We start from the raw sequence: 19,161 nt of genomic DNA, 5'->3' as shown, positions 1-19,161 counted from the left end.
ATGAACATCTCCGCGCCTTTCATCTCGCGCCCGATCGGCATCACCCTGCTGGCGATCGGCCTGTTCTTCGCCGGACTGGTCTGCTACCTGCGGCTGGGCGTTGCCGCCCTGCCCAACCTCGCCATCCCGGTGATCTTCGTGCAGGCCTCCAATACCGGTGCCGACGCCAACACCATGGCGGCCACGGTCACCGCGCCATTGGAGCGGCACCTGGGCCAGGTGCCGGGCATCGATACCATGCGTTCCAGCAGCAGCGATGGCCGCAGCATGGTGTTCCTGATGTTCAACACCAGCCGCGATATCGATTCGGCCGCACAGGACGTGCAGGCTGCGATCAACGCGGCCATGGCCGACCTGCCAGCCGGCATCAATACGCCGACGTACCAGAAAGCCAATCCCAACGACGATCCAGTGATCGCGCTGGCGTTGACCTCGGACACGCAGTCGGTAGCCGAGCTGTACAACACCGCCGACTCACTGCTGGCGCAGCGCCTGCGCCAGCTGCCCGGTGTCTCGCAGGTGGATATCGCCGGTGCTTCCACGCCAGCAGTGCGCGTCGACCTCAACCTGCGTGCGATGACCGCACTGGGCCTGAGCCCGGATGATCTGCGCAACGCGATGCGTGCGGCCAACGTCGCCTCGCCGCTGGGCTTCCTCAGCGACGGCAGCAGCCAGACCGCGATCATCCTCAACGACCAGATCCGCAAGGCTTCGGATTTCGCCAACGTCGCCATCTCCACCCACGATGGCGCGGTGGTGCGCTTGAAGGATGTGGCCACGGTCTACGACGGCCAGCAGGACGCATATCAAGCCGCGTGGTTCAACGGCAAGCGTGGGGTGCTGATGTATGTCTACCTGCGCAGCGGCGACAACCTGGTCGCTACCGTCGACCGGGTAAAGGCAGCCATTCCCTCGCTCACCGGCTATCTGGATGCAGGCAGCACGCTGACCCCGTACTTCGACCGCACCCCGACCATCCGCGCCTCGCTGGCCGAAGTGCAGATCACCTTGATGATCAGTCTGCTGATGGTGATCCTGACCATGGCGCTGTTCCTGCGCCGGCTGGCACCGACGCTTATTGCCGCCGTGACCGTCCCGCTGTCGCTGGCCGGTGCTGCACTGGTGATGTACGCCCTGGACTTCACCCTCAACAACCTCACCCTGCTGGCGCTGGTGATTGCCATCGGCTTCGTCGTCGACGACGCCATCGTGGTGATCGAGAACGTCATGCGCCATCTCGACGAGGGCATGCCGCGACGGGAAGCAGCGATGGCAGGTGCGCGCGAGATCGGCTTCACCATCGTCTCGATCACCGCCTCGCTGATCGCGGTGTTCCTGCCGATCATCTTCGCCCAGGGCATGATCGGTGCGTTCTTCCGCGAGTTCACCCTGACCCTGGTTGCGGCCATCCTGGTCTCGGCGGTGGTCTCGCTCACCCTGACCCCGGCCCTGTGTGCACGCTTCCTGCATCCACATGCCGAAGGCGCACGCGATACCCGCACCAATCGCATGCTGGACCGCGTGCATGAGGGCATGCTCAAGGTCTATACGGTGGCACTGGACTTCTCGTTGCGCCACGCCCTGCTGCTATCGCTGACGCCGCTGTTGTTGATCGTGGCGACGTTCTACCTGGCCGGCTCGGTCAGCAAGGGCCAGTTCCCCGAGCAGGACACCGGTCTGATCTGGGGCCGCGCCAGCTCCAGTGCCACCGTCTCGTTCCAGGAAATGGCCGAACGCCAACGCCGGCTCAGCGATACCTTCCTGGCCGACCCGGCGGTGAAGATGGTTGGCTCGCGACTGGGCTCCAGCCGCCAGGGCAGCAGCGCACAGTTCAACATCGAGCTGCATACCGAGAAAGAAGGCCGCAAGGAGCCCACCAATGTGGTGGTCAGCCGGCTCAGCGCCAAAGCCGCGCAGTTCCCGGATCTGGATGTGCGTCTGCGCGCGATCCAGGACCTTCCCTCCGACGGCGGCGGTGGCGGCTCACAGGGCGCGCAGAACCGTGTGACCCTGCAGGGCAACGACGCCGAACAGCTGGCCGAATGGCTGCCCAAGCTGGTGACCGCGCTGAAGCAACATCCGCAACTGCGCGATGTCGGCTCCGACGTGGACAAGGGCGGCCTGATGCAGAAGATCGTCATCGACCGCGAGAAGGCCTCGCGCCTTGGCGTGACCATTGGTGCCATCGACGGCGCGCTGTACGGCGCCTTCGGCCAGCGCCAGATCTCCACCATCTATGCCGACCTCAACCAATATGGCGTGGTGGTCAATGCACTGCCCAGCCAGACCGGCAGCCCGGCCGCGATTGAAGACCTGTACGTGCCGTCCAAGAGCGGGCAGATGATTCCGCTGACCGCACTGGCCCATCAGGAAGCCGGTTTGGCACCGTCGCAGGTCACCCACCAGAACCAGTACACGGTGATGGACCTGAGCTACAACCTTGCACCGGGCGTAAGCAGCGGCGAGGGCGATGCCATCGTCAAATCGGTGATCGAAGGCCTGCGCATGCCCGGCGACATCCGCCAGGCCGCGCCCGGCGGCTTCCGCCAGGCGATGGACCCGGTGGCGATGCTGATGCTGATCATCGCCGCCATCGCCACGGTCTACATCGTGCTCGGCATGCTCTACGAGAACCTGGTGCATCCGGTGACCATCCTGTCCACGCTGCCAGCGGCGGGCATGGGTGCGCTGCTGGCCCTGTGGGTCACCAATACCGACCTGTCGATCATCTCGATGATCGCGCTGGTGTTGCTGATCGGCATCGTCAAGAAGAACGCGATCATGATGATCGACTTCGCCCTGGTCGCGCAGCGCGTGCACGGCAAGTCGCCGGCCGAAGCAGTGCGCGAAGCCAGCATCGTGCGTTTCCGTCCGATCATGATGACCACGATGGTCGCCATTCTTGCGGCACTACCGCTGGCGATTGGCCTGGGTGAAGGCTCCGAACTGCGCCGCCCGCTGGGCATCGCGATGATCGGCGGCCTGCTGATCTCGCAGAGCCTGACCCTGCTCAGCACGCCGGCGCTGTATGTGATTTTCTCCTGCCTGCAGCAGCATTGGCGCAACTGGCGCACACGCAGCAGGGAGCGCAAGCGCCTGCGCAAGCTGGCACGCGCGTGATCCCCCTCCCTTGCGCGCAGCGCAGGGGGTGAAGAAGGTCTGCTTGCGCGGCACTGCTGCGCGACCTGATGAATGACCGAAGGCTAGGCCTTCGGGCCGGACGGGCTGGGGAGGGAGGCTCTGGCTGCTGCTCTGGCTGCTGCTCTGGCTGCTGCTCTGGCTGCTGCTCTGGCTGCTGCTCTGGCTGCTGGCTGCTGGCTGCTGGCTGCTGGCTTCTGGCTCTGGCTCTTGCTCCGGCTCCGGCTCCGGCTCCGGCTGTCGCCTTAGCCCTTCTCCCGCCTGCGGGAGAAGGGTTGGGATGAGGGGAACTTTGGCTTTGGCTTTGGCTTTGGCTTGGCTTTGGCCTTGGCTTCAGATTTTGATTTTGATCTGCATGCACGCCGCGATCCAAGCGAGAAAAGCCAGCAGCCAAAGCAACATCAAAAGCGCAAAAGCTCCCCCCTCCCCAGCCCTCCCCTGCGCTACGCGCAAGGGAGGGGGCTGAAAGCCGCTGCACTGCGTGCAAGGGAGGGAGCTGAAAGCCGTTGCGCTACGCGCAAGGAAGAGAGCAAAGCGCAACGCTGGCCCTCAGCAGCCAGTTCTGCCACCGTATAGCGGCACCACGCTCCCGTCGGTCAAGACTGGTATCGCAATGCCCCTATTCAAATTCACCCGCCATGGCGGGCAAGCGCGCGGCAGCCAGCCGCACTCTCCACTGCCCTGGATCGCCTTGATCGCACTGATCCTCGGTGCAGTCGCACTCGGCTTTGCCTGGCTCGCCGGTTGGATTGGTCGTGATCGACTCACCGCCCAGAACTTCACCGATGCCATCGAAGCCACCGGCGCCAACCACCCCGGCTTTCGTCGCGCCCACAGCAAGGGCGTCTGCGTAAGCGGCTGGTTCGAACCGAGCGCACAGGCGCCACAGCTGTCACATGCCCGCATGTTCGAACAGCAACGCGTACCGGTACTCGGCCGCCTGTCGATAGGCGGTGGCAACCCGCATGGCGCCGACAACAACGCGCGCGTGCGCAGCATCGCCTTGCAGCTGAGCAGCGATGACGGCCAGCAATGGCGCATGGCAATGAACAGCTTCCCGTTCCTCGCCGTTGCCACACCGGAAGCCTTCTACGAGCAGACCCGCGCGCAGATTCCCGACCCGGCCACCGGCAAGCCGGACCCGGCCAAGCTGGCCGCGATCCAGGAAAAGTACCCCAGCGCCCGTGCCTTCACCCAATGGGCCAAGACCGCGCCGTGGACCGACAGCTGGGCCAGCACCGAGTTCAACAGCGTCAACAGCTTCTGGTTCACCAACGCACAGGGGCAACGCCGTGCCGTGCGTTGGCGCTGGCAGCCACAGGCCACGCCGCGTGAACTGGATGCTGCAAGCCGGGAACAGGCCGGCGTGGATTTCCTCAGCCAGGATCTGCAGCAGCGGTTGGCGCAGGGCCCGGTACGCTGGAACCTGGTGGTGACCCTGGCCAGCTCGCAGGACGCGATCAGTGATCCGTCCGTGCCGTGGCCAGCCGAGCGCGAGCAGGTAGTCGCCGGCGTGCTCAACATCGAGCAGATGCAGCCGCAGGAGCAAGGCAGCTGCAATGACCTCAACTTTGATCCGCTGATCCTGCCCAAGGGCGTCGAAGGCAGCGACGATCCCATCCTCGCGGCTCGCTCAGCGGTGTATTCGCAATCCTTCAATCGTCGCGAGCGCGAGCGCGCCACCGGCGAAGCCGCACGCAACAACGCACAGGTGCAGCCATGAGCAGCAGCAACGGCCACTTCAACCTGCTGGCACGCGTTCTGCACTGGAGCATGGCGCTGCTGATCCTGGCGATGCTGTTCATCGGCGTGACCATGGTCGCCTCGGTGCACCTGCGGCCGGGGTTGATCAACCTGCACCGACCACTCGGCGTGCTGATCTTCGTACTGGTCCTGCTGCGTCTGTACAACCGCCTGCGCCACCGGCCACCGCCGCTGCCCGCTGACCTGCCGGCATGGCAGGCATGGGCTGCCACCGCCTCGCATTGGCTGTTGTATGCATTGATGCTGGCGATGCCGCTGATCGGCTGGGCGATGTTGTCGGCGGGCGGCTATCCCATCGTGCTGTGGGGCGGCGTGCAGCTGCCGGCCATCGTGCCGCATACGCCTTCGTTGTATGCCTTGCTGCGCAACGCCCACAGCCTGCTCGCCTACTTGCTGTTTGCCACGGTACTGGTGCATGTGGGTGCCGCGCTGTTCCATGCCTGGGTGCGCCGCGATGGCGTGTTCCAGGCGATGGCACGAGGAAAGTAGCAACGCAGGAGCAGCGGTAGTGCCGAGCCATGCTCGGCAAGGGGCATCACCAGCGATGCTGACTTGCCTGCAGGAGCGGCGTTAGCCGCGAAGCTGACAGTGCTTGAGAAGCCTCAAGCGCTACCCCTCCCCAGCCCTCCCCTACGCCTTCGGCGCAAGGGAGGGAGCTACAACCAGCCTTTCTGGCGCGCCACCCGGTGCGCCTCAATGCGATTTGCAACGCCAAGCTTTCCTATACATTCGGACAGGTAGTTGCGCACGGTGCCATGCGACAGCCCCAACTGCTCGGCGATCTCATTGGCCGAGCGACCTTCTCCGGCAAGTCGTAGCACCTGCCGTTCGCGATCATTCAACGGGTCGGCCTCGGACCAGGCTTCCACTGCCAATTGCGGATCTATCGCGCGCCCACCGCGATGCACCTGGCGCAGCGCATCAGCCAATTTCTCGGCCGGCGCATCTTTCAGCAGATAACCCTGCACTCCCGCATCCAGGGCCCGGCGCAGGAAGCCACTGCGCGCAAAGGTGGTCACTATCACCACCTTGATCGGCAATTGTTGTCGTTGCACACGTTGCGCCAGTTCCAACCCGGTCAACAACGGCATTTCGATATCGGTAACCAGGATGTCCGGTTTCAGCCGTTGCAATTCACGCCAGGCAACTTCACCGTCGGCAGCAGTACCGATCATTTCAATGTCGGATTCAAGATTGAGCAACGCCGACAGCGCTCCTCGCACCATCGCCTGATCCTCGGCCAACAGGATGCGGATCATGCGCCTGCCTCCTGCGCCGGCAGATCAGTCGAGTCGCGCTGTCGGGTGCTGGCCACTGGTTCGTATGCCATCCGTTGTGCCTGCACCGGGATGCGAACCTTCAACCGCGTGCCCTGCCCTTTGGGTGAGTCAATCTGCAGTTCACCCCCCAAGGCAGACACGCGCTCGCGCATTCCCGCCAGCCCATTGCCATTGGCTGAAACACCACCGCGACCATCGTCCACCACCTCCATCAGCACTGCCTCCGGCGAAACCTCGATGCTGACCAGCGCCTCATTGGCCTGGGCATGGCGAGCGATATTGGTCGCGGCCTCTCGCAGCACCATCGACAAACCCGCCTCGATCCACGCAGGCATCGCGGGCGGCGGAAAATAGCGCAGGTGCACGCGCGAGGACTCCAGCAGCAGGTGTGCAGACGCCAGCTCAGCCGCCAGATCCGCTGCGCGGAAGCCGGTGACTGCACTGCGTACCTGGGCCAACGCATCGCGCGCGATCTGCTCGGCTTCGGCCAGCTCGCGCTGGGACCGTTGCGGGTCGCGCTCGAACAGTTTGCGTGACAACTCCATCTTCAAGGTGATCAGCGACAGCGTATGCCCGAGCAGGTCATGCAGGTCGCGACCGATGCGCTCGCGCTCCGCGGTCGCCGCCAGACGCCGCACTTCTTCGTGGGAGAGTCGCAAAGCGGCATCCTTCTCACTGCTCGTCCGCTCGACATTGACGATCAGGCCGATGATCACCGTCAGCGCTGGAATCCAGGCAACCACCTGCCACGGGTAACCTATCCACGTTGCCAGCGCGACGAAGGCAATGTTCAGCAGTGCCAGTTCCAGAAGGTACTGGCGTATGCTGATGCAACGGTTGGTCCGCAGCATCACGCAGCCGAACACGAAGTAATTCATGCCGGACGGATAGATCGGCAGCAGCGCCATCGACAGCACGATCATCGCCAACGCGAAGATCGGCGCGTGCCGCCGCGCGCTTGTCAGCGTCAACAGGTAGAACACGATGAACAGCGGGAACGACCATAGCGTGATCAGCGCCCAGCGCAGCGTATAGCCCGCACCAAACATCGGCGTGATGAATACCCAGACCGTCCACAGCAGATGCACGGCATCCACCCACGGCCATTTGCCGAGCTTGATGTTGTCGGCCACCACCGAATCCGGTGCCGGCTTGAACCACTCAGGGCGCTGCAATCCCATCGGCGTTGATCCTGTGCAATGCGGCAATGATGCCATCAGCCGTGGCGGCGCAGACGCCAACCCGCCACCGCCGTGATGGCCACCGTGAATACGAGCAGCCACAGCACGTGCGGCCAGGCGGCGCCCACCTCGAAGTCCAACGCGCCCTGCGCCAACATGTTCAGATGATGACTGGGCCAGAGCACCGCCAGCTCACGCAGCAGCGGCGGCAACACCTTCAACGGAAACCACAGCCCCGACAACACCGCCATCGGCAGGTAGACCAGGTTGATCACCGCCGCCGCACCATTGCCCTTGGCCAACGTGCCCAGCAGCAGGCCCAGTGCGCAGAACGGCAAGGTGCCCAACGTTGCAACCGCGGTCAGCCGCAGCATCTGCGAGGCATTGAGCTGCACCCCGGCCACAGTGATGGCCAACAACTGCAGGATCACCACGATGGCCAGCGCGGTCAGCATTGCCATCATCATCTTGCCGAGCAGATAGGCCAGCGGCGGCATTGGCATGGCGCGCTTGAGGGTGAGCAGGCCGTTGTCACGCTCCAACGCCAGCGCGATGCCAAAACCGAACAGGCCCGGCGCCATTACCCCGAAGGTGACATAACTGCCCAGCAGGAAGCGGGCGGCCTGGATCGGCTGCGTGTGGCCGAGCAGCACCGCGAACAGCAAGTAGAACACGGCCGGAAACAGCAAGGTCGGCAACACGAAACCGGGGTAGCGCAGGTAACGCAGACACTCGGCACGGATCTCCTGCAGATAGGCACCGAGCATCTGGCGGGACGACATCGCAGGCAGCATGGATTGGTATGGGGTATTCATCAGGCAGCCTCGCGTTGTGTCTGTGCAGCATCCGAGAGCGTCAGATCAGTGAAGGCCTCGCCCAGCCCTGCTGGCTGAACCTCCAAGCCGGACAACGCAGGGTCTGCCTGCAGCAATTGGCGCACCACGCTTTCGACGCGGTCGCTGCGCAGCTGCAGGTAATCGCCATCCTGGCTGATCTGCATCACCCCCGGCCAGGCTGCGACCACAGCCACATCCAGCGTGCTGACACAGCGGATGCTGCGATGGATGACCCGTGCACGCAGCGCATCCACGCTGCCATCGCTGACGATACGTCCGCGCAGCAGCACGCAGACGCGATCGGCCAGGCGCTCGGCTTCCTCCAGGTAATGGGTGGTCAGGACCACCGCGGTGCCTTCGGCGACCAAGGCCCGTACCGTCGCCCACAGCTGCTGGCGGGCCGGCAGGTCCAGGCCAACCGTGGGTTCGTCCAGGAACAGCAGCCGTGGCCGCCCACACACGGCCAGGGCGAACTGTACGCGCCGCTGCTGGCCACCGGACAGCTTGCCGTAGCGGCGCTTCAGCAGATCCTCGATGCCGGCCAGCGCGGCAACATCCGCAAGGCCGCGGGGGGCTGGAAAGTAGCTGGCCGACAACTGGATCAGCTCGCCCACGTTCAAGGTCTCGGGCAACGCTGCGCTCTGCAGCATCACCCCGATGCCACGCCGCGCCGCCAGCTGTTGCGGATCATGGCCGAACAACTGCACCTGCCCGGCATCGGCCCGCAGCAGGCCCAGCAGCAGGCTGATGGCGGTGGTCTTGCCTGCACCATTGGGGCCAAGCAGCGCCAGGACCTGTCCCGCCCGCAGTTCCAGGTCAACGCCATCCAGCGCCCGCACCGCACCGTAACGCTTGTGCACGCCCTGCAGGCTTGCCAGTACTTCACCGTGTGCCGTCATCGCCGCCACCTTCTTCAGGGAATGCCGCAACCTTAGGTCGCCAATGTCTGCCTCCCCAGTGAATCCGATCAGGCAAAGCACATGACAGCCGTCACCTGCGCAGCGGGTACAGCGGCCATTATGATTCGCCCACTACGGTCCACCGCTGCCGGCCGCGGCGGTTTGCGGTAAGTTGCGGTCACATTTCCCCTCCCACGCCGTCCTGCTACCCATGAATGCATCTGCTGAACTGCTGAAGGAACTCCGTATCGACCGCTCCGCCCCGCCACCCGGCGGCCCTTCGCCCTCGCGGCGCTGGTTGTGGATTGTGATCGGCCTGGTGCTGGCCCTGCTGCTGGTACTTGGCGTTGGCGCCCTTCTCGGCGGCAAAAAGCCCATGACCGTGCAGACCGCGCCGGTAGTGGCAATGAGCCAGGCCGGTGCCGGTAACAACTCGGTGCTGGACGCCAGCGGCTACGTGGTGGCCCGGCGCATGGCGACGGTATCGGCGAAAATAACCGGCAAGGTGCGCGAGGTGATGATCGAGGAAGGCATGCGTGTCGAAGAAGGCCAGGTGATGGCCACGCTCGACCCGATCGACGCCAACGCCCAGCGCAGCCTCAATGCCGCCCAGCTCGATGCCGCCCGCAGCCAGACCGATGGCCTGCAGGCACAGCTGCGCCAGGCCGAAGCCGAAGCAGGCCGCCTGCAGTCGCTGGTTGGCCAGCAGCTGGTCTCACGCTCGCAGTACGACCAGGCCGTCGCTGCACGTGACAGCCTGCGTGCGCAATTGCAGACCGCACGTCACAACGCCAAGGTGGCACTGGACGCGCTGGCCATTGCCGATCTGGGCGTGGACAACAACGTGGTCCGCGCACCGTTCTCCGGCGTGGTGACGGCCAAGGCCGCGCAGCCCGGCGAAATCGTGTCGCCACTGTCGGCCGGTGGTGGTTTCACCCGTACCGGCATCGGCACCATCGTCGACATGGACTCGTTGGAAGTGGAAGTGGAAGTGGGCGAAGCCTTCATCGGCCGCGTGCAGCCGAAGATGCCGGTTGAGATCGTTCTCAATGCCTATCCGGACTGGAAGATTCCCGGTCACGTGATCGCCATCATTCCCACCGCTGACCGTGGCAAGGCCACGGTAAAGGTACGCGTGGCACTGGAAGCCAAGGACCCGCGCATCGTGCCGGAGATGGGTGTGCGCGTGAGCTTCCTGGAGAAGGCCGCAGCCGCTGGTACCGAAGCACCGAAGGGCGTGCGCGTACCCGCTGCTGCGATTGTCGAACGTGACGGCAAGCCGGTCGCTTTTGTCGTGCAGGCCGATGACAAGGTGAAGCAGCAATCGCTGCAGGTGGGCCAGGTATTGGCCAAGGACAAGCAGGTGCTGTCGGGATTGAGTGCCGGGCAGACAGTGGTACTCAGCCCGGCTGTTGAATTGAAAGATGGCGACAAAGTGACGCTGGAAGGCGCGGAGAAGTAAGCGCGGGCTTGTGATCTTTGCTGCGATGGCACGAATCACTTGATGCACTGAAGTGGAGCTTTTGCTGTTGCTTCTACCCCCTCCCTTGCGCGGAGCGCAGGGGAGGGTTGGGGAGGGGTGCTTTGGCTTTGGCTTTGGCTTTGGCTTTGGCTTTGGCTTTGGCTTTGGCTTTGAAAGCCACATAAAGCAGAGCTACTGCAGAAACCTGAAGCAAAGCAGAAGCAGCCCTCACCCCTACCCCTCTCCCGCAGGCGGAAGAGGGGAAAGCAACAACAGCAAGGGCCAACGCCAGAGAAAAGCAAAGCCAAAAGCACCCCTCCCTAGCCCTCCCCTTGCCTTCGGCAAAGGGAGGGGACCAGAAGCAAAGCGAAGCAAACTCGCGTCCTAAATCAAACTTTCAACATCCAACATCCAACATCAAACATCACCGCGTCACTGCTGAGGATCATCCATGAGCACCCTCGTCTCCCTGCGCAACATCACCAAGACCTATCAGCGTGGCCCGGAAAAAGTGCAGGTACTGCACGGCATCAACCTGGATATCGATCGCGGTGACTTCGTCGCCCTGATGGGTCCGTCCGGCTCCGGCAAGACCACCCTGCTCAACCTGATCGGCGGCCTCGACACGCCCAGCGGTGGCGAGATCAACATCGAAGACCAACGCATCGACCAGCTCAGCGCCGGCCAACTGTCTACCTGGCGCAGCCATCACGTTGGCTTCGTGTTCCAGTTCTACAACCTGATGCCCATGCTCACCGCGCAGAAGAACGTCGAACTGCCGCTGCTGCTGACCAACCTCAATGCCGGCGAGCGCAAGCGCCGCGCGCAGATCGCGCTGACCCTGGTTGGCCTGGCCGATCGCCGCGACCACCGCCCCAACGAGCTCTCCGGTGGCCAGCAGCAACGCGTGGCGATTGCCCGCGCCATCGTCTCCGACCCGACCTTCCTGATCTGCGATGAGCCCACCGGCGACCTCGACCGCCAGAGCGCGGAAGAAGTGCTGGGCCTGCTGCAGCTGCTCAACCGCGAACACGGCAAGACCATCATCATGGTCACCCACGATCCCAAGGCGGCCGAGTACGCCACCCACACCGTGCATCTGGACAAGGGCGAGCTGGTCGACGCCCCGGTGCACTGAGGAGCACGGCCATGAAGTACTTCTCACTGATATGGGCGCAGCTGTTCCGCAGCCGCACGCGCACGCTGTTCACCCTGCTGTCCATCGTCACCGCCTTCCTGCTGTTCGGCATGCTCGATTCGGTGCGTGTCGCCTTCGCCAGCGGCGGCAATACGGTGGCCGGCGCCAACCGGCTGGTGGTGGCCTCGCGCCTGTCCATCACCCAGTCGCTGCCGATCCGCCTGGAACCGCAGATCCGCCAGATCGAAGGCGTCCAGGATGTCACCTATGCCATGTGGTTCGGCGGCATCTACCAGGACCAGAAGAATTTCTTCCCCAACTTCTCGGTGGCGCCCAACTACTTCGATCTGATGACCGAGTTCGAGATCCCCAAGGACCAGGTCGATGCCTTCCGCAACACGCGCACTGGCGCCATCGTCGGCGAATCGCTGGCCAAGCAGTTCGGCTGGAAGATCGGCGACACCATCCCGCTGCAGGCCACCATCTTCCCGCGTGGTGGCAGCAACGATTGGCCGCTGCAGCTGGTCGGCATATTCAAATCCAAGAACACCGCCACCGCCGCCAACGAAGAACGCCAGCTGATGATGAACTGGAAGTACTTCGACGAATCCAACGACTACATCAAGAACCAGGTCAGCTGGTACACCGTGCGCCTGGACAACCCAGACCATGCCTCGCGCGTGGCCCAGGCCATCGACGCGATCTCGGCCAACTCCGACCACGAGACCAAGAGCCAGACCGAGTCGGCCTTCCAACAAGCCTTCATCAAGCAGTTCGCCGACATCGGCATGATCGTCACCTCGATCATGGGCGCGGTGTTCTTCACCCTGCTGCTGCTCACCGGCAACACCATGGCCCAGGCCGTGCGCGAGCGCGTGCCGGAGCTGGCCACGCTGAAAACGCTGGGCTTCACCGATGGCACCATGCTGATGCTGGTGATGGTGGAATCCATCGTGCTGGTCGGCCTGGGCGGCGCCATCGGGCTGGGGTTGGCGGCGCTGGCATTGCCGGTAATGGCGCCACAGACCATGGGCCTGCTGCCGCCGCATGTGCCGGCGCAGACCTGGATCGTGGGGCTGGTGCTGATCGTGGTGATCGGCCTGGTGGTGGGCGTGTTGCCGGCACTGCGGGCCAAGCGCCTGAAGATCGTCGACGCACTGGCCGGGCGCTGAGGAGAACGACATGAAGAATTTTCTTTCGAATGCGCTGGTGATCGTGCTGCTCATCGTCGGCCTGGGCGTATGGATTGCGCTGCCGTGGATCGGCGTCGCCGTGGTCGCGGTGGCGGTCGCGCTGTGGCTGCTGCTGACCCGCACCGGCCGGCTGGCGCTTGCCGCAACCCGCATCGGGCTGGCCAGCCTGCCGCAACGCTGGGGCGCATCTTCGGTGATCGTGATCGGTATTGCCGGTGTGGTCGGTGTGCTGGTGGCGATGCTGGCGATGGGCCAGGGCTTCCAGGCCACGCTGGAGAACACCGGCGATGACAGCACCGCGATCGTGCTGCGCGGCGGTTCGCAGGCGGAGACCAACTCGGTGATCACCCGCGACCAGGTGCCGCTGCTGGAAACCCTGCCCGGCGTGACGCGCGGCGAAAATGGACGGCCGCTGGTTTCCGCCGAAGCCTCGCAGGTAGTCAACCTCACCTCGCGCAGCGATGGCACCGATGTGAACGCACAGTTCCGCGGTGTCGGCGAGCAGGCCTGGGCGGTGCACGAGAAAGTGCGCCTGGTCGAAGGCCGCAAGTTCGGCGCCGGCCTGCGCGAGATCGTGGCCGGACGCGGCGCGCAGAAGCAGTTCCAGGGCCTGGAGGTCGGCAAGACCCTGCGCCTGGGCAACCAGGATTGGACCGTGGTCGGCATCTTCGAATCCGGCGACGCCCACGATTCGGAACTTTGGACCGACGCGCAGACCTTGGCCACCACCTACAACCGTAGCGCCTGGCAATCGATCAGCGTGCGCACCGACGGCAAGCAGGGCTTCGAGACCTTCAAGGCCGCAGTGGAAAACGACCCACGGCTGAAGCTGGACGTGGAAAGCACCGCCGAGTACTACCGCAAGCAGGGCGGCGGCCTGAACAAGCTGCTCAAGGTGCTGGGCACGGTGATCGGCGCGATCATGGCGGTGGGCGCGGTGTTCGGTGCGCTCAACACCATGTATGCGGCCGTGGCCACGCGTGCACGCGAGATCGCGACCTTGCGTGCGATTGGTTTCCGTGGCGTGCCGGTGGTGACCGCGGTGATGCTGGAAACCATGTTGCTCGCGTTGCTCGGTGGCGTGCTCGGCGGTGTGGTGGCCTGGCTGGCGTTCAACAACTTCACCGTCTCCACCTTGGGCAACAACTTCAGCCAGGTGGTGTTCCAGTTCAAGGTCTCGCCGCCACTGTTGTGGAGCGGGCTGAAGTGGGCATTGGGGATCGGACTGGTGGGCGGGCTGTTCCCGGCATTGCGCGCGGCACGCCTGCCGATCACCACCGCATTGCGCGAGACCTGATTCAACCAGGCGCAGCCTGCCAAACACGCAACCCACCTGCCCACACGCAGGTGGGTTGGCAGAAAGTCTACCTTCACGCATCCATCCGTTTCGGTCATCATGCGCCCCCGCCCAAGTCCCGGCGGCCAGCGGAGCTGTGATGGCAGATGCTGCGTCCCTCCCCCAACGGTGATGCATCTGTCACGGCGCCCCTCAAGGGCGCCTTTTTTGTAGTTGGTACAAAGGAAAACCGAAAGCGATGTATTTGAAGTCGACCCCGCTGTGCTCCGCGATCACCCTCGCGTTGCTCGGCAGCTGCAGCCTCACCGCGTTCGCACAGGACGCAAACCAGACCACCACCACCCTGGACCGCGTCGAGATCACCGGTTCGCGCATCCGCCAGGCCAGCGTTGAGACCGCACAGCCGGTCATCGCCCTGAGCCGAGCGGAAATCGAGAAGAAGGGCTACGTCAACGTCGCCGACATCCTGCAGGACGTCACCGCTGCCGGCGCACCGTCGCTGAGCCGCGCCTCGGCCTTGTCCTCCGGCCGTGATTACGGCGGCATGTTCGTCAGCCTGCGCAACCTTGGCCCCGAACGCACCCTGGTGTTGATCGACGGCCGTCGCATGGGCGTCAGCGCGGGTGGCTATTCCGACGTCGGCTCGATTCCCTCGGCCATCGTCGAGCGCGTTGAAGTACTGACCGACGGTGCCTCGGCACTGTACGGCTCGGACGCCATCGCCGGCGTGGTCAACATCATCACCCGCAAGAACTTCGACGGCGGCAACGCCACCGCCTATGTCGGCCAGTACAGCGAAGGCGACGGCCAGAAGCGCAGCTACAGCGCCAACTTCGGCAAGACCTTCGAGCGCGGCTGGTTCAGCGTCGGCGCCGAGAAGAGCAAGGAAGACCCGGTCCTGGGCGGCGCCCGTGAATTCACCGCCTATGCCAACGGCCCCTACCATCCCACTGATGGCCTGAACGGCAACACCCAGTGGGGTTCGGTCACCGTCGACGGCAAGCCCCTCACCGTCGGCCCGGGCGGCGATCCATCCGATGTCGCCAACTTCAAGAAACCGGACCCGGCGACCTACGCCAACACCAAGACCAACATGACCCTGCTCTCCTCGCTGGAGCGCAAGTCCGCTTTCGCCAATGGTGGTTTCCAGATCACCGACGATCTGCGTGTTGTCGCCGACGTTCTGTATAGCGAGCGCGAGTCGATCAAGCAACTGGCCGGTTACCCGTACTCGGTGTCGGCCACGCAGGCAACCAGCGGCGCGCGCGCTCCGCTCTCGGCCAGCAGCGCATTCAACCACTGGGGCAAAGACGTGCTGTTCTCGCGTCGCACCGAGGAGTATCCGCGTGCAACCAACAACGCGCTGACCACCAAGCGCGCCAGTCTTGGCTTGGAAGGCAGCTTCGAGACCGGCTCCCACTTCTGGGACTGGAACGTGAGCTACATGTTCAACCGCAATGAAGGCGAGCGCCGCAGCCTGCAGAGCATGTACCAGCCGCACGTCAACCTCGCCGTCGGCCCGTCCTTCATCGATGCCAGCGGCGTTGCCCGCTGCGGCAGCGTCGGCAACGTGATCGAAGGCTGTGTGCCGTGGAATCCGCTGGCACCGGCGGGCAGCAACAGCCCCGGTTCGCTCAACGACAAGGCGGTGCGCGACTATATCTTCACCCGCTTCACCGACGAAATCCGCAGCACCACCAAGGTGGTCAGCGCCAACATCTCCGGCTCGCTGGCAAGCCTGCCGGCCGGTGACATCATGGCGGCGATGGGTGTTGAACATCGCAGCGAAGAAGCCAGCTACACCCCGGACCTGATGGTGCAGAACGGCGAAATCGCCGGCACCAGCGGCGCACCAACGCGTGGCGACTACAAGCTGGACGAGGTTTACCTGGAGCTGCAGGTGCCGCTGCTGGCGGACCTGCCGTTCGCACGTGAACTGTCGCTGGACGTGGCTGGCCGCTACTCCGACTACAACAACTTCGGTGGCACCACCAACGGCAAGTTCGGCCTGAAGTGGAAGCCGATCGACACCTTGCTGGTCCGCGCCACCTACGGCACCGGCTTCCGTGCACCGACCGTGGACGACCTGTACGGCGGCACCGTCACCACCCGTGACCGCGTCACCGATCCCTGCGATCGCTCGTTCGGCGCCGCCGCGCGCAATGCTGAAGTAGCTGCACGCTGCAGCGCTGCTGGCCTGGGTGCCGACTTCCGCCAGAAGACCGGTGACGGCGAACTGGCCACCACCTCGGGCGTACAGGCCGTCACCGACTTCACCTCCGGCTCCAACGCTACGCTGAAGCCGGAAACCGCCAAGACCTGGACGGTCGGTCTGGTCTACAGCCCCGACTTCGTCAGCGGCCTGGACCTGAGCCTGGACTGGTGGAAGATCCGCATCGACGACGTGATCGTGGGTGAATCGGCCACCGACATCCTCAACCAGTGCTATGTGCAGGGCATCAGCTCCGCCTGCGACCGCTTCACCCGCTACAGCACCGGCGGCAACAAGGGCCAGGTCAGCGGCATGAACCGTTCGTTGAACAACGCCGGCTTCCAGGAAACCGCTGGCTATGACCTTGGTGTTCGCTACCGTCTGCCGGAAATGGCCTTCGGCCAGCTGTCGCTGCGTTGGAACACCACGTACGTGGACTACCTGTCACGCAAGAGCGACAACGTCGCGACCACCCCGGTCGAAGAATTCACGGGCTGGGAAGGCAACTTCCGCGTGCGCTCCAACCTGACGATGGATTGGCAGAACGGCAACTTCGGCGCGAGCTGGACTACCCGTTACTACTCCAGCATGAAGGAGAAGTGTTCCTACGATCTGGATGGTGGCCCGGAGTGCAACATGCCGGACTTCCAGTCGGCGTATACCGACATGCAGCCGAGCCGCAAGCTGGGCTCCAACACCTTCCACGACCTGCAGGTGCGTTATGCCATGCCGTGGAACGGCACCGTGTCGCTGGGCGTCAACAACGTGTTCAAGCACGAAGGCCCGATCATGTACAGCCAGCCGAACAGCAGCTTCACCTACTACGGTGGCTTCGACATCGGTCGTTTCATGTACATGAAGTACCAGCAGCGCTTCTGATCCAGGTAACAACAGCGACGGGTGTCGATGACATCGTCGACCACCCGCAACGCTGCGCTTGAAGCCCCTCTCCCGCACGCGGGGGGAGAGGGGCCGTTTGCGAACCACAGGTTCGCGGTCACTCGAGCGCTCTTTCGCCAGCGGAAGGGCCGGGGCGCGTAGCGGGGGTTGGGGTGAGGGTGGCTTCACCCGCTTCGTCGCTGGCCTGCCGCAATCAATCAGTTTCACCGCTCCGACGACCCAAAAAAGGCTGCAAGAGCAAGGCCGTCAATCGCAGATGCATTACCAGCTTCGCGGCTAACGCCGCTCCTGCAAACAGCTGCAAGCGCATTTTCCCTGGCAGCACAGTGCCTGAAGATGCGGCCCCCTGATCTGCTTCGCGGCTTACGCCGCTCCCACAAACAAGGGCGCCGGTCTGTCACATCGCTCGCTGTTTGATCGGGCACCTGATCGGGAGCGGAACTCACCGCAACCCAAACACCACACAACGGTCATCTAGCTGTCATCGCCACGCGGTAGATGCAGGGCGTCCTTGTGGCTACCGTGACAGGCTCCCCAAACCGGTTCCCGCCATGCTTCGTTCGCTGGCGCTGGCTGGCGTCTGCGTGATGCTGGCTGGCTTTGCCCTCTCATCTCCCGTTCCCCCGCTGTCACTCAGTGAGCGCTTGGCCGCCCCCGGTGGCACCTCGCCGCTGGTCCCCACCGAACGCATCGACGCCCTGCTCGCCAACCTGCCACATCAGCAGGGCAACGTTACTGGCAGCGATGGCGTTGCCCTGCATTGGGTATCGTTCGAGCCAGGTGACTACCGGCTGGATTACCGCTATCTCGGCAAGGGCCAACGCTTCCCGGAGTTCTCGCTGGAAGCATCGACACCAAGCATCGAGAACCACGTCCAGCCACGCGGCACGGTGATCCTGTTGCACGGCTGGATGATGGACGGCGGTTCATTGCTGCCCTGGTCACTGGAATTGGCGCAACAGGGTTACCGCACAATCGCGCTGGATCTGCGCAATCACGGTCGTTCGGGTCATGCACTTTCCGGCTACGGAACCCGCGAAGGCGAGGATGTAGTCGCGGCACTGGACGCCCTGCAGCGCGAAGGCAAGATCAGCGGCCCGGTGCACCTGCTCGGCGTTTCATACGGTGCTGCAACCGCGATCTTCGCCGCCCGTGAGCTCGGCACTCAGTTGCGCAGCGTCGTGGCGATGGAGTCCTTCGACAACGCCGGCGAAGCAATCCGCACGATGGTGCCGCATATGCTGGCCAAGCCACCGGAACGTTGGAGCGACTATGTCGCCCTGCCCCTGGCACGTTGGCAATACGGCGGCCGTGGATTGGATGAGGCCATCGCCACCACCGATCGCAAGCTTGGCATCAATCTGGATAAGGTCGACGTCGGCCAGGCCTTGGCACAGGTACCAGCCTGCGTGCTGTTGATACACGGCCGCGACGATGAGCACATTCCGGTAGCACAAGGCCGCGCATTGGCTGCTGCAGCGCCACGCGCACGGTATCTGGAGGTCGCAGCCGAAGACCACCTGACTTTGCCGATGCGCCTGGATCGTCTATCCGGCACGGTGAATAACTGGTTCGAGCAGGCCGATGACAATGGCCGCTGTGCATCGGCGGTAACAGCGAGTCTTTGAGTTTCCGAAGGCGTTGGTGGCGTCTCACGAGCAAAGCCGTCGGACTCGCCACTCCGTAGTGCCGAACCATGTTCGGCAGGGGCGTTCCAGGCGATGCCTGGCGGAGCCCCAATGCTTTGGCTTTGGCTTTGGCTTTGGCTTTGGCTTCTACGTCGCCTTCAGCTCCAGCTCTTTCTTCCCCTTCTCCCGCCTGCGGGGGAAGGTGCCCGAAGGGCGGATGGGGGGCGCTTCTG

13 protein-coding genes are annotated in these 19,161 nt (G+C 64.1%); 9 read left to right on the top strand and 4 right to left on the bottom strand.

Going from position 1 to position 19,161, the window contains the following annotated elements:
• The 3 genes from RT131_RS18780 (at position 1) to RT131_RS18770 (ending at position 5,391) form a co-directional block, all read left to right on the top strand.
• Complete coding sequence (locus RT131_RS18780; RefSeq protein WP_313174423.1) at positions 1-3,120, top strand: efflux RND transporter permease subunit; 3,120 nt, start codon at positions 1-3, stop codon at positions 3,118-3,120.
• 631 nt (positions 3,121-3,751) lie between these two features.
• Complete coding sequence (locus tag RT131_RS18775) at positions 3,752-4,861, top strand: catalase family peroxidase (protein ID WP_313174422.1); 1,110 nt, start codon at positions 3,752-3,754, stop codon at positions 4,859-4,861.
• Entirely contained in the window at positions 4,858-5,391 is a 534-nt protein-coding gene (locus RT131_RS18770) for a cytochrome b (protein WP_313174420.1), read from the top strand. The genes RT131_RS18775 and RT131_RS18770 overlap by 4 nt, the downstream gene beginning before the upstream one ends.
• A 167-nt stretch (positions 5,392-5,558) precedes the next feature.
• Here RT131_RS18770 and RT131_RS18765 read toward each other — a convergent pair whose 3' ends face one another.
• The 4 genes from RT131_RS18765 to RT131_RS18750 are packed head-to-tail and all read right to left on the bottom strand — an operon-like array spanning position 5,559 to position 9,098.
• Positions 5,559-6,161, bottom strand: coding sequence for a response regulator transcription factor (locus tag RT131_RS18765; RefSeq protein ID WP_313174418.1), 603 nt, complete (start codon positions 6,159-6,161; stop codon positions 5,559-5,561).
• Entirely contained in the window at positions 6,158-7,363 is a 1,206-nt protein-coding gene (locus tag RT131_RS18760; protein ID WP_313174417.1) for a sensor histidine kinase, read from the bottom strand. Before RT131_RS18760 ends, RT131_RS18765 begins: the two co-directional genes overlap by 4 nt.
• Positions 7,364-7,398: 35 nt before the next feature.
• Positions 7,399-8,178, bottom strand: a complete 780-nt coding sequence (locus RT131_RS18755; RefSeq protein WP_313174415.1) for an ABC transporter permease — start codon at positions 8,176-8,178, stop codon at positions 7,399-7,401.
• Positions 8,178-9,098, bottom strand: coding sequence for an ABC transporter ATP-binding protein (locus RT131_RS18750; RefSeq protein WP_313174413.1), 921 nt, complete (start codon positions 9,096-9,098; stop codon positions 8,178-8,180). The genes RT131_RS18755 and RT131_RS18750 overlap by 1 nt, the downstream gene beginning before the upstream one ends.
• Positions 9,099-9,309: 211 nt before the next feature.
• Here RT131_RS18750 and RT131_RS18745 point away from each other — a divergent pair, with 211 nt between their 5' ends.
• The 6 genes from RT131_RS18745 (at position 9,310) to RT131_RS18720 (ending at position 18,928) form a co-directional block, all read left to right on the top strand.
• Complete coding sequence (locus RT131_RS18745; protein ID WP_313174412.1) at positions 9,310-10,560, top strand: efflux RND transporter periplasmic adaptor subunit; 1,251 nt, start codon at positions 9,310-9,312, stop codon at positions 10,558-10,560.
• Between the two features lie 451 nt (positions 10,561-11,011).
• The gene (locus tag RT131_RS18740; protein ID WP_313174410.1) at positions 11,012-11,698 is read left to right on the top strand and encodes an ABC transporter ATP-binding protein; all 687 of its coding nucleotides are present in this window, start codon (positions 11,012-11,014) and stop codon (positions 11,696-11,698) included.
• Positions 11,699-11,709: 11 nt separating this feature from the next.
• Positions 11,710-12,870: an ABC transporter permease gene (locus RT131_RS18735; RefSeq protein WP_293716599.1), complete on the top strand. Its 1,161-nt coding sequence runs from the start codon at positions 11,710-11,712 to the stop codon at positions 12,868-12,870.
• Between the two features lie 10 nt (positions 12,871-12,880).
• Positions 12,881-14,188: an ABC transporter permease gene (locus RT131_RS18730; protein WP_313174407.1), complete on the top strand. Its 1,308-nt coding sequence runs from the start codon at positions 12,881-12,883 to the stop codon at positions 14,186-14,188.
• A gap of 238 nt (positions 14,189-14,426) precedes the next feature.
• Complete coding sequence (locus RT131_RS18725) at positions 14,427-17,279, top strand: TonB-dependent receptor (protein ID WP_313174405.1); 2,853 nt, start codon at positions 14,427-14,429, stop codon at positions 17,277-17,279.
• A gap of 572 nt (positions 17,280-17,851) precedes the next feature.
• On the top strand, positions 17,852-18,928 hold the full coding sequence (locus RT131_RS18720; RefSeq protein ID WP_313174403.1) for an alpha/beta fold hydrolase: 1,077 nt from the start codon (positions 17,852-17,854) through the stop codon (positions 18,926-18,928).
• The last annotated feature ends 233 nt before the right edge of the window (positions 18,929-19,161 follow it).

The organism is Stenotrophomonas sp. (genome assembly GCF_032066555.1).
GTDB lineage: Bacteria > Pseudomonadota > Gammaproteobacteria > Xanthomonadales > Xanthomonadaceae > Stenotrophomonas.
This window is presented reverse-complemented; position numbering and strand designations above follow the sequence as displayed.

Bases quoted from the DNA above. Each gene is read 5' to 3' on its own strand.
- RT131_RS18780 (WP_313174423.1), top strand. From the start codon at position 1: ATGAACATCTCCGCGCCTTTCATCTCGCGCCCGATCGGCATCACCCTG.
- RT131_RS18775 (WP_313174422.1), top strand. From the start codon at position 3,752: ATGCCCCTATTCAAATTCACCCGCCATGGCGGGCAAGCGCGCGGCAGC.
- RT131_RS18770 (WP_313174420.1), top strand. From the start codon at position 4,858: ATGAGCAGCAGCAACGGCCACTTCAACCTGCTGGCACGCGTTCTGCAC.
- RT131_RS18765 (WP_313174418.1), bottom strand. From the start codon at position 6,161: ATGATCCGCATCCTGTTGGCCGAGGATCAGGCGATGGTGCGAGGAGCG.
- RT131_RS18760 (WP_313174417.1), bottom strand. From the start codon at position 7,363: ATGGGATTGCAGCGCCCTGAGTGGTTCAAGCCGGCACCGGATTCGGTG.
- RT131_RS18755 (WP_313174415.1), bottom strand. From the start codon at position 8,178: ATGAATACCCCATACCAATCCATGCTGCCTGCGATGTCGTCCCGCCAG.
- RT131_RS18750 (WP_313174413.1), bottom strand. From the start codon at position 9,098: ATGACGGCACACGGTGAAGTACTGGCAAGCCTGCAGGGCGTGCACAAG.
- RT131_RS18745 (WP_313174412.1), top strand. From the start codon at position 9,310: ATGAATGCATCTGCTGAACTGCTGAAGGAACTCCGTATCGACCGCTCC.
- RT131_RS18740 (WP_313174410.1), top strand. From the start codon at position 11,012: ATGAGCACCCTCGTCTCCCTGCGCAACATCACCAAGACCTATCAGCGT.
- RT131_RS18735 (WP_293716599.1), top strand. From the start codon at position 11,710: ATGAAGTACTTCTCACTGATATGGGCGCAGCTGTTCCGCAGCCGCACG.
- RT131_RS18730 (WP_313174407.1), top strand. From the start codon at position 12,881: ATGAAGAATTTTCTTTCGAATGCGCTGGTGATCGTGCTGCTCATCGTC.
- RT131_RS18725 (WP_313174405.1), top strand. From the start codon at position 14,427: ATGTATTTGAAGTCGACCCCGCTGTGCTCCGCGATCACCCTCGCGTTG.
- RT131_RS18720 (WP_313174403.1), top strand. From the start codon at position 17,852: ATGCTTCGTTCGCTGGCGCTGGCTGGCGTCTGCGTGATGCTGGCTGGC.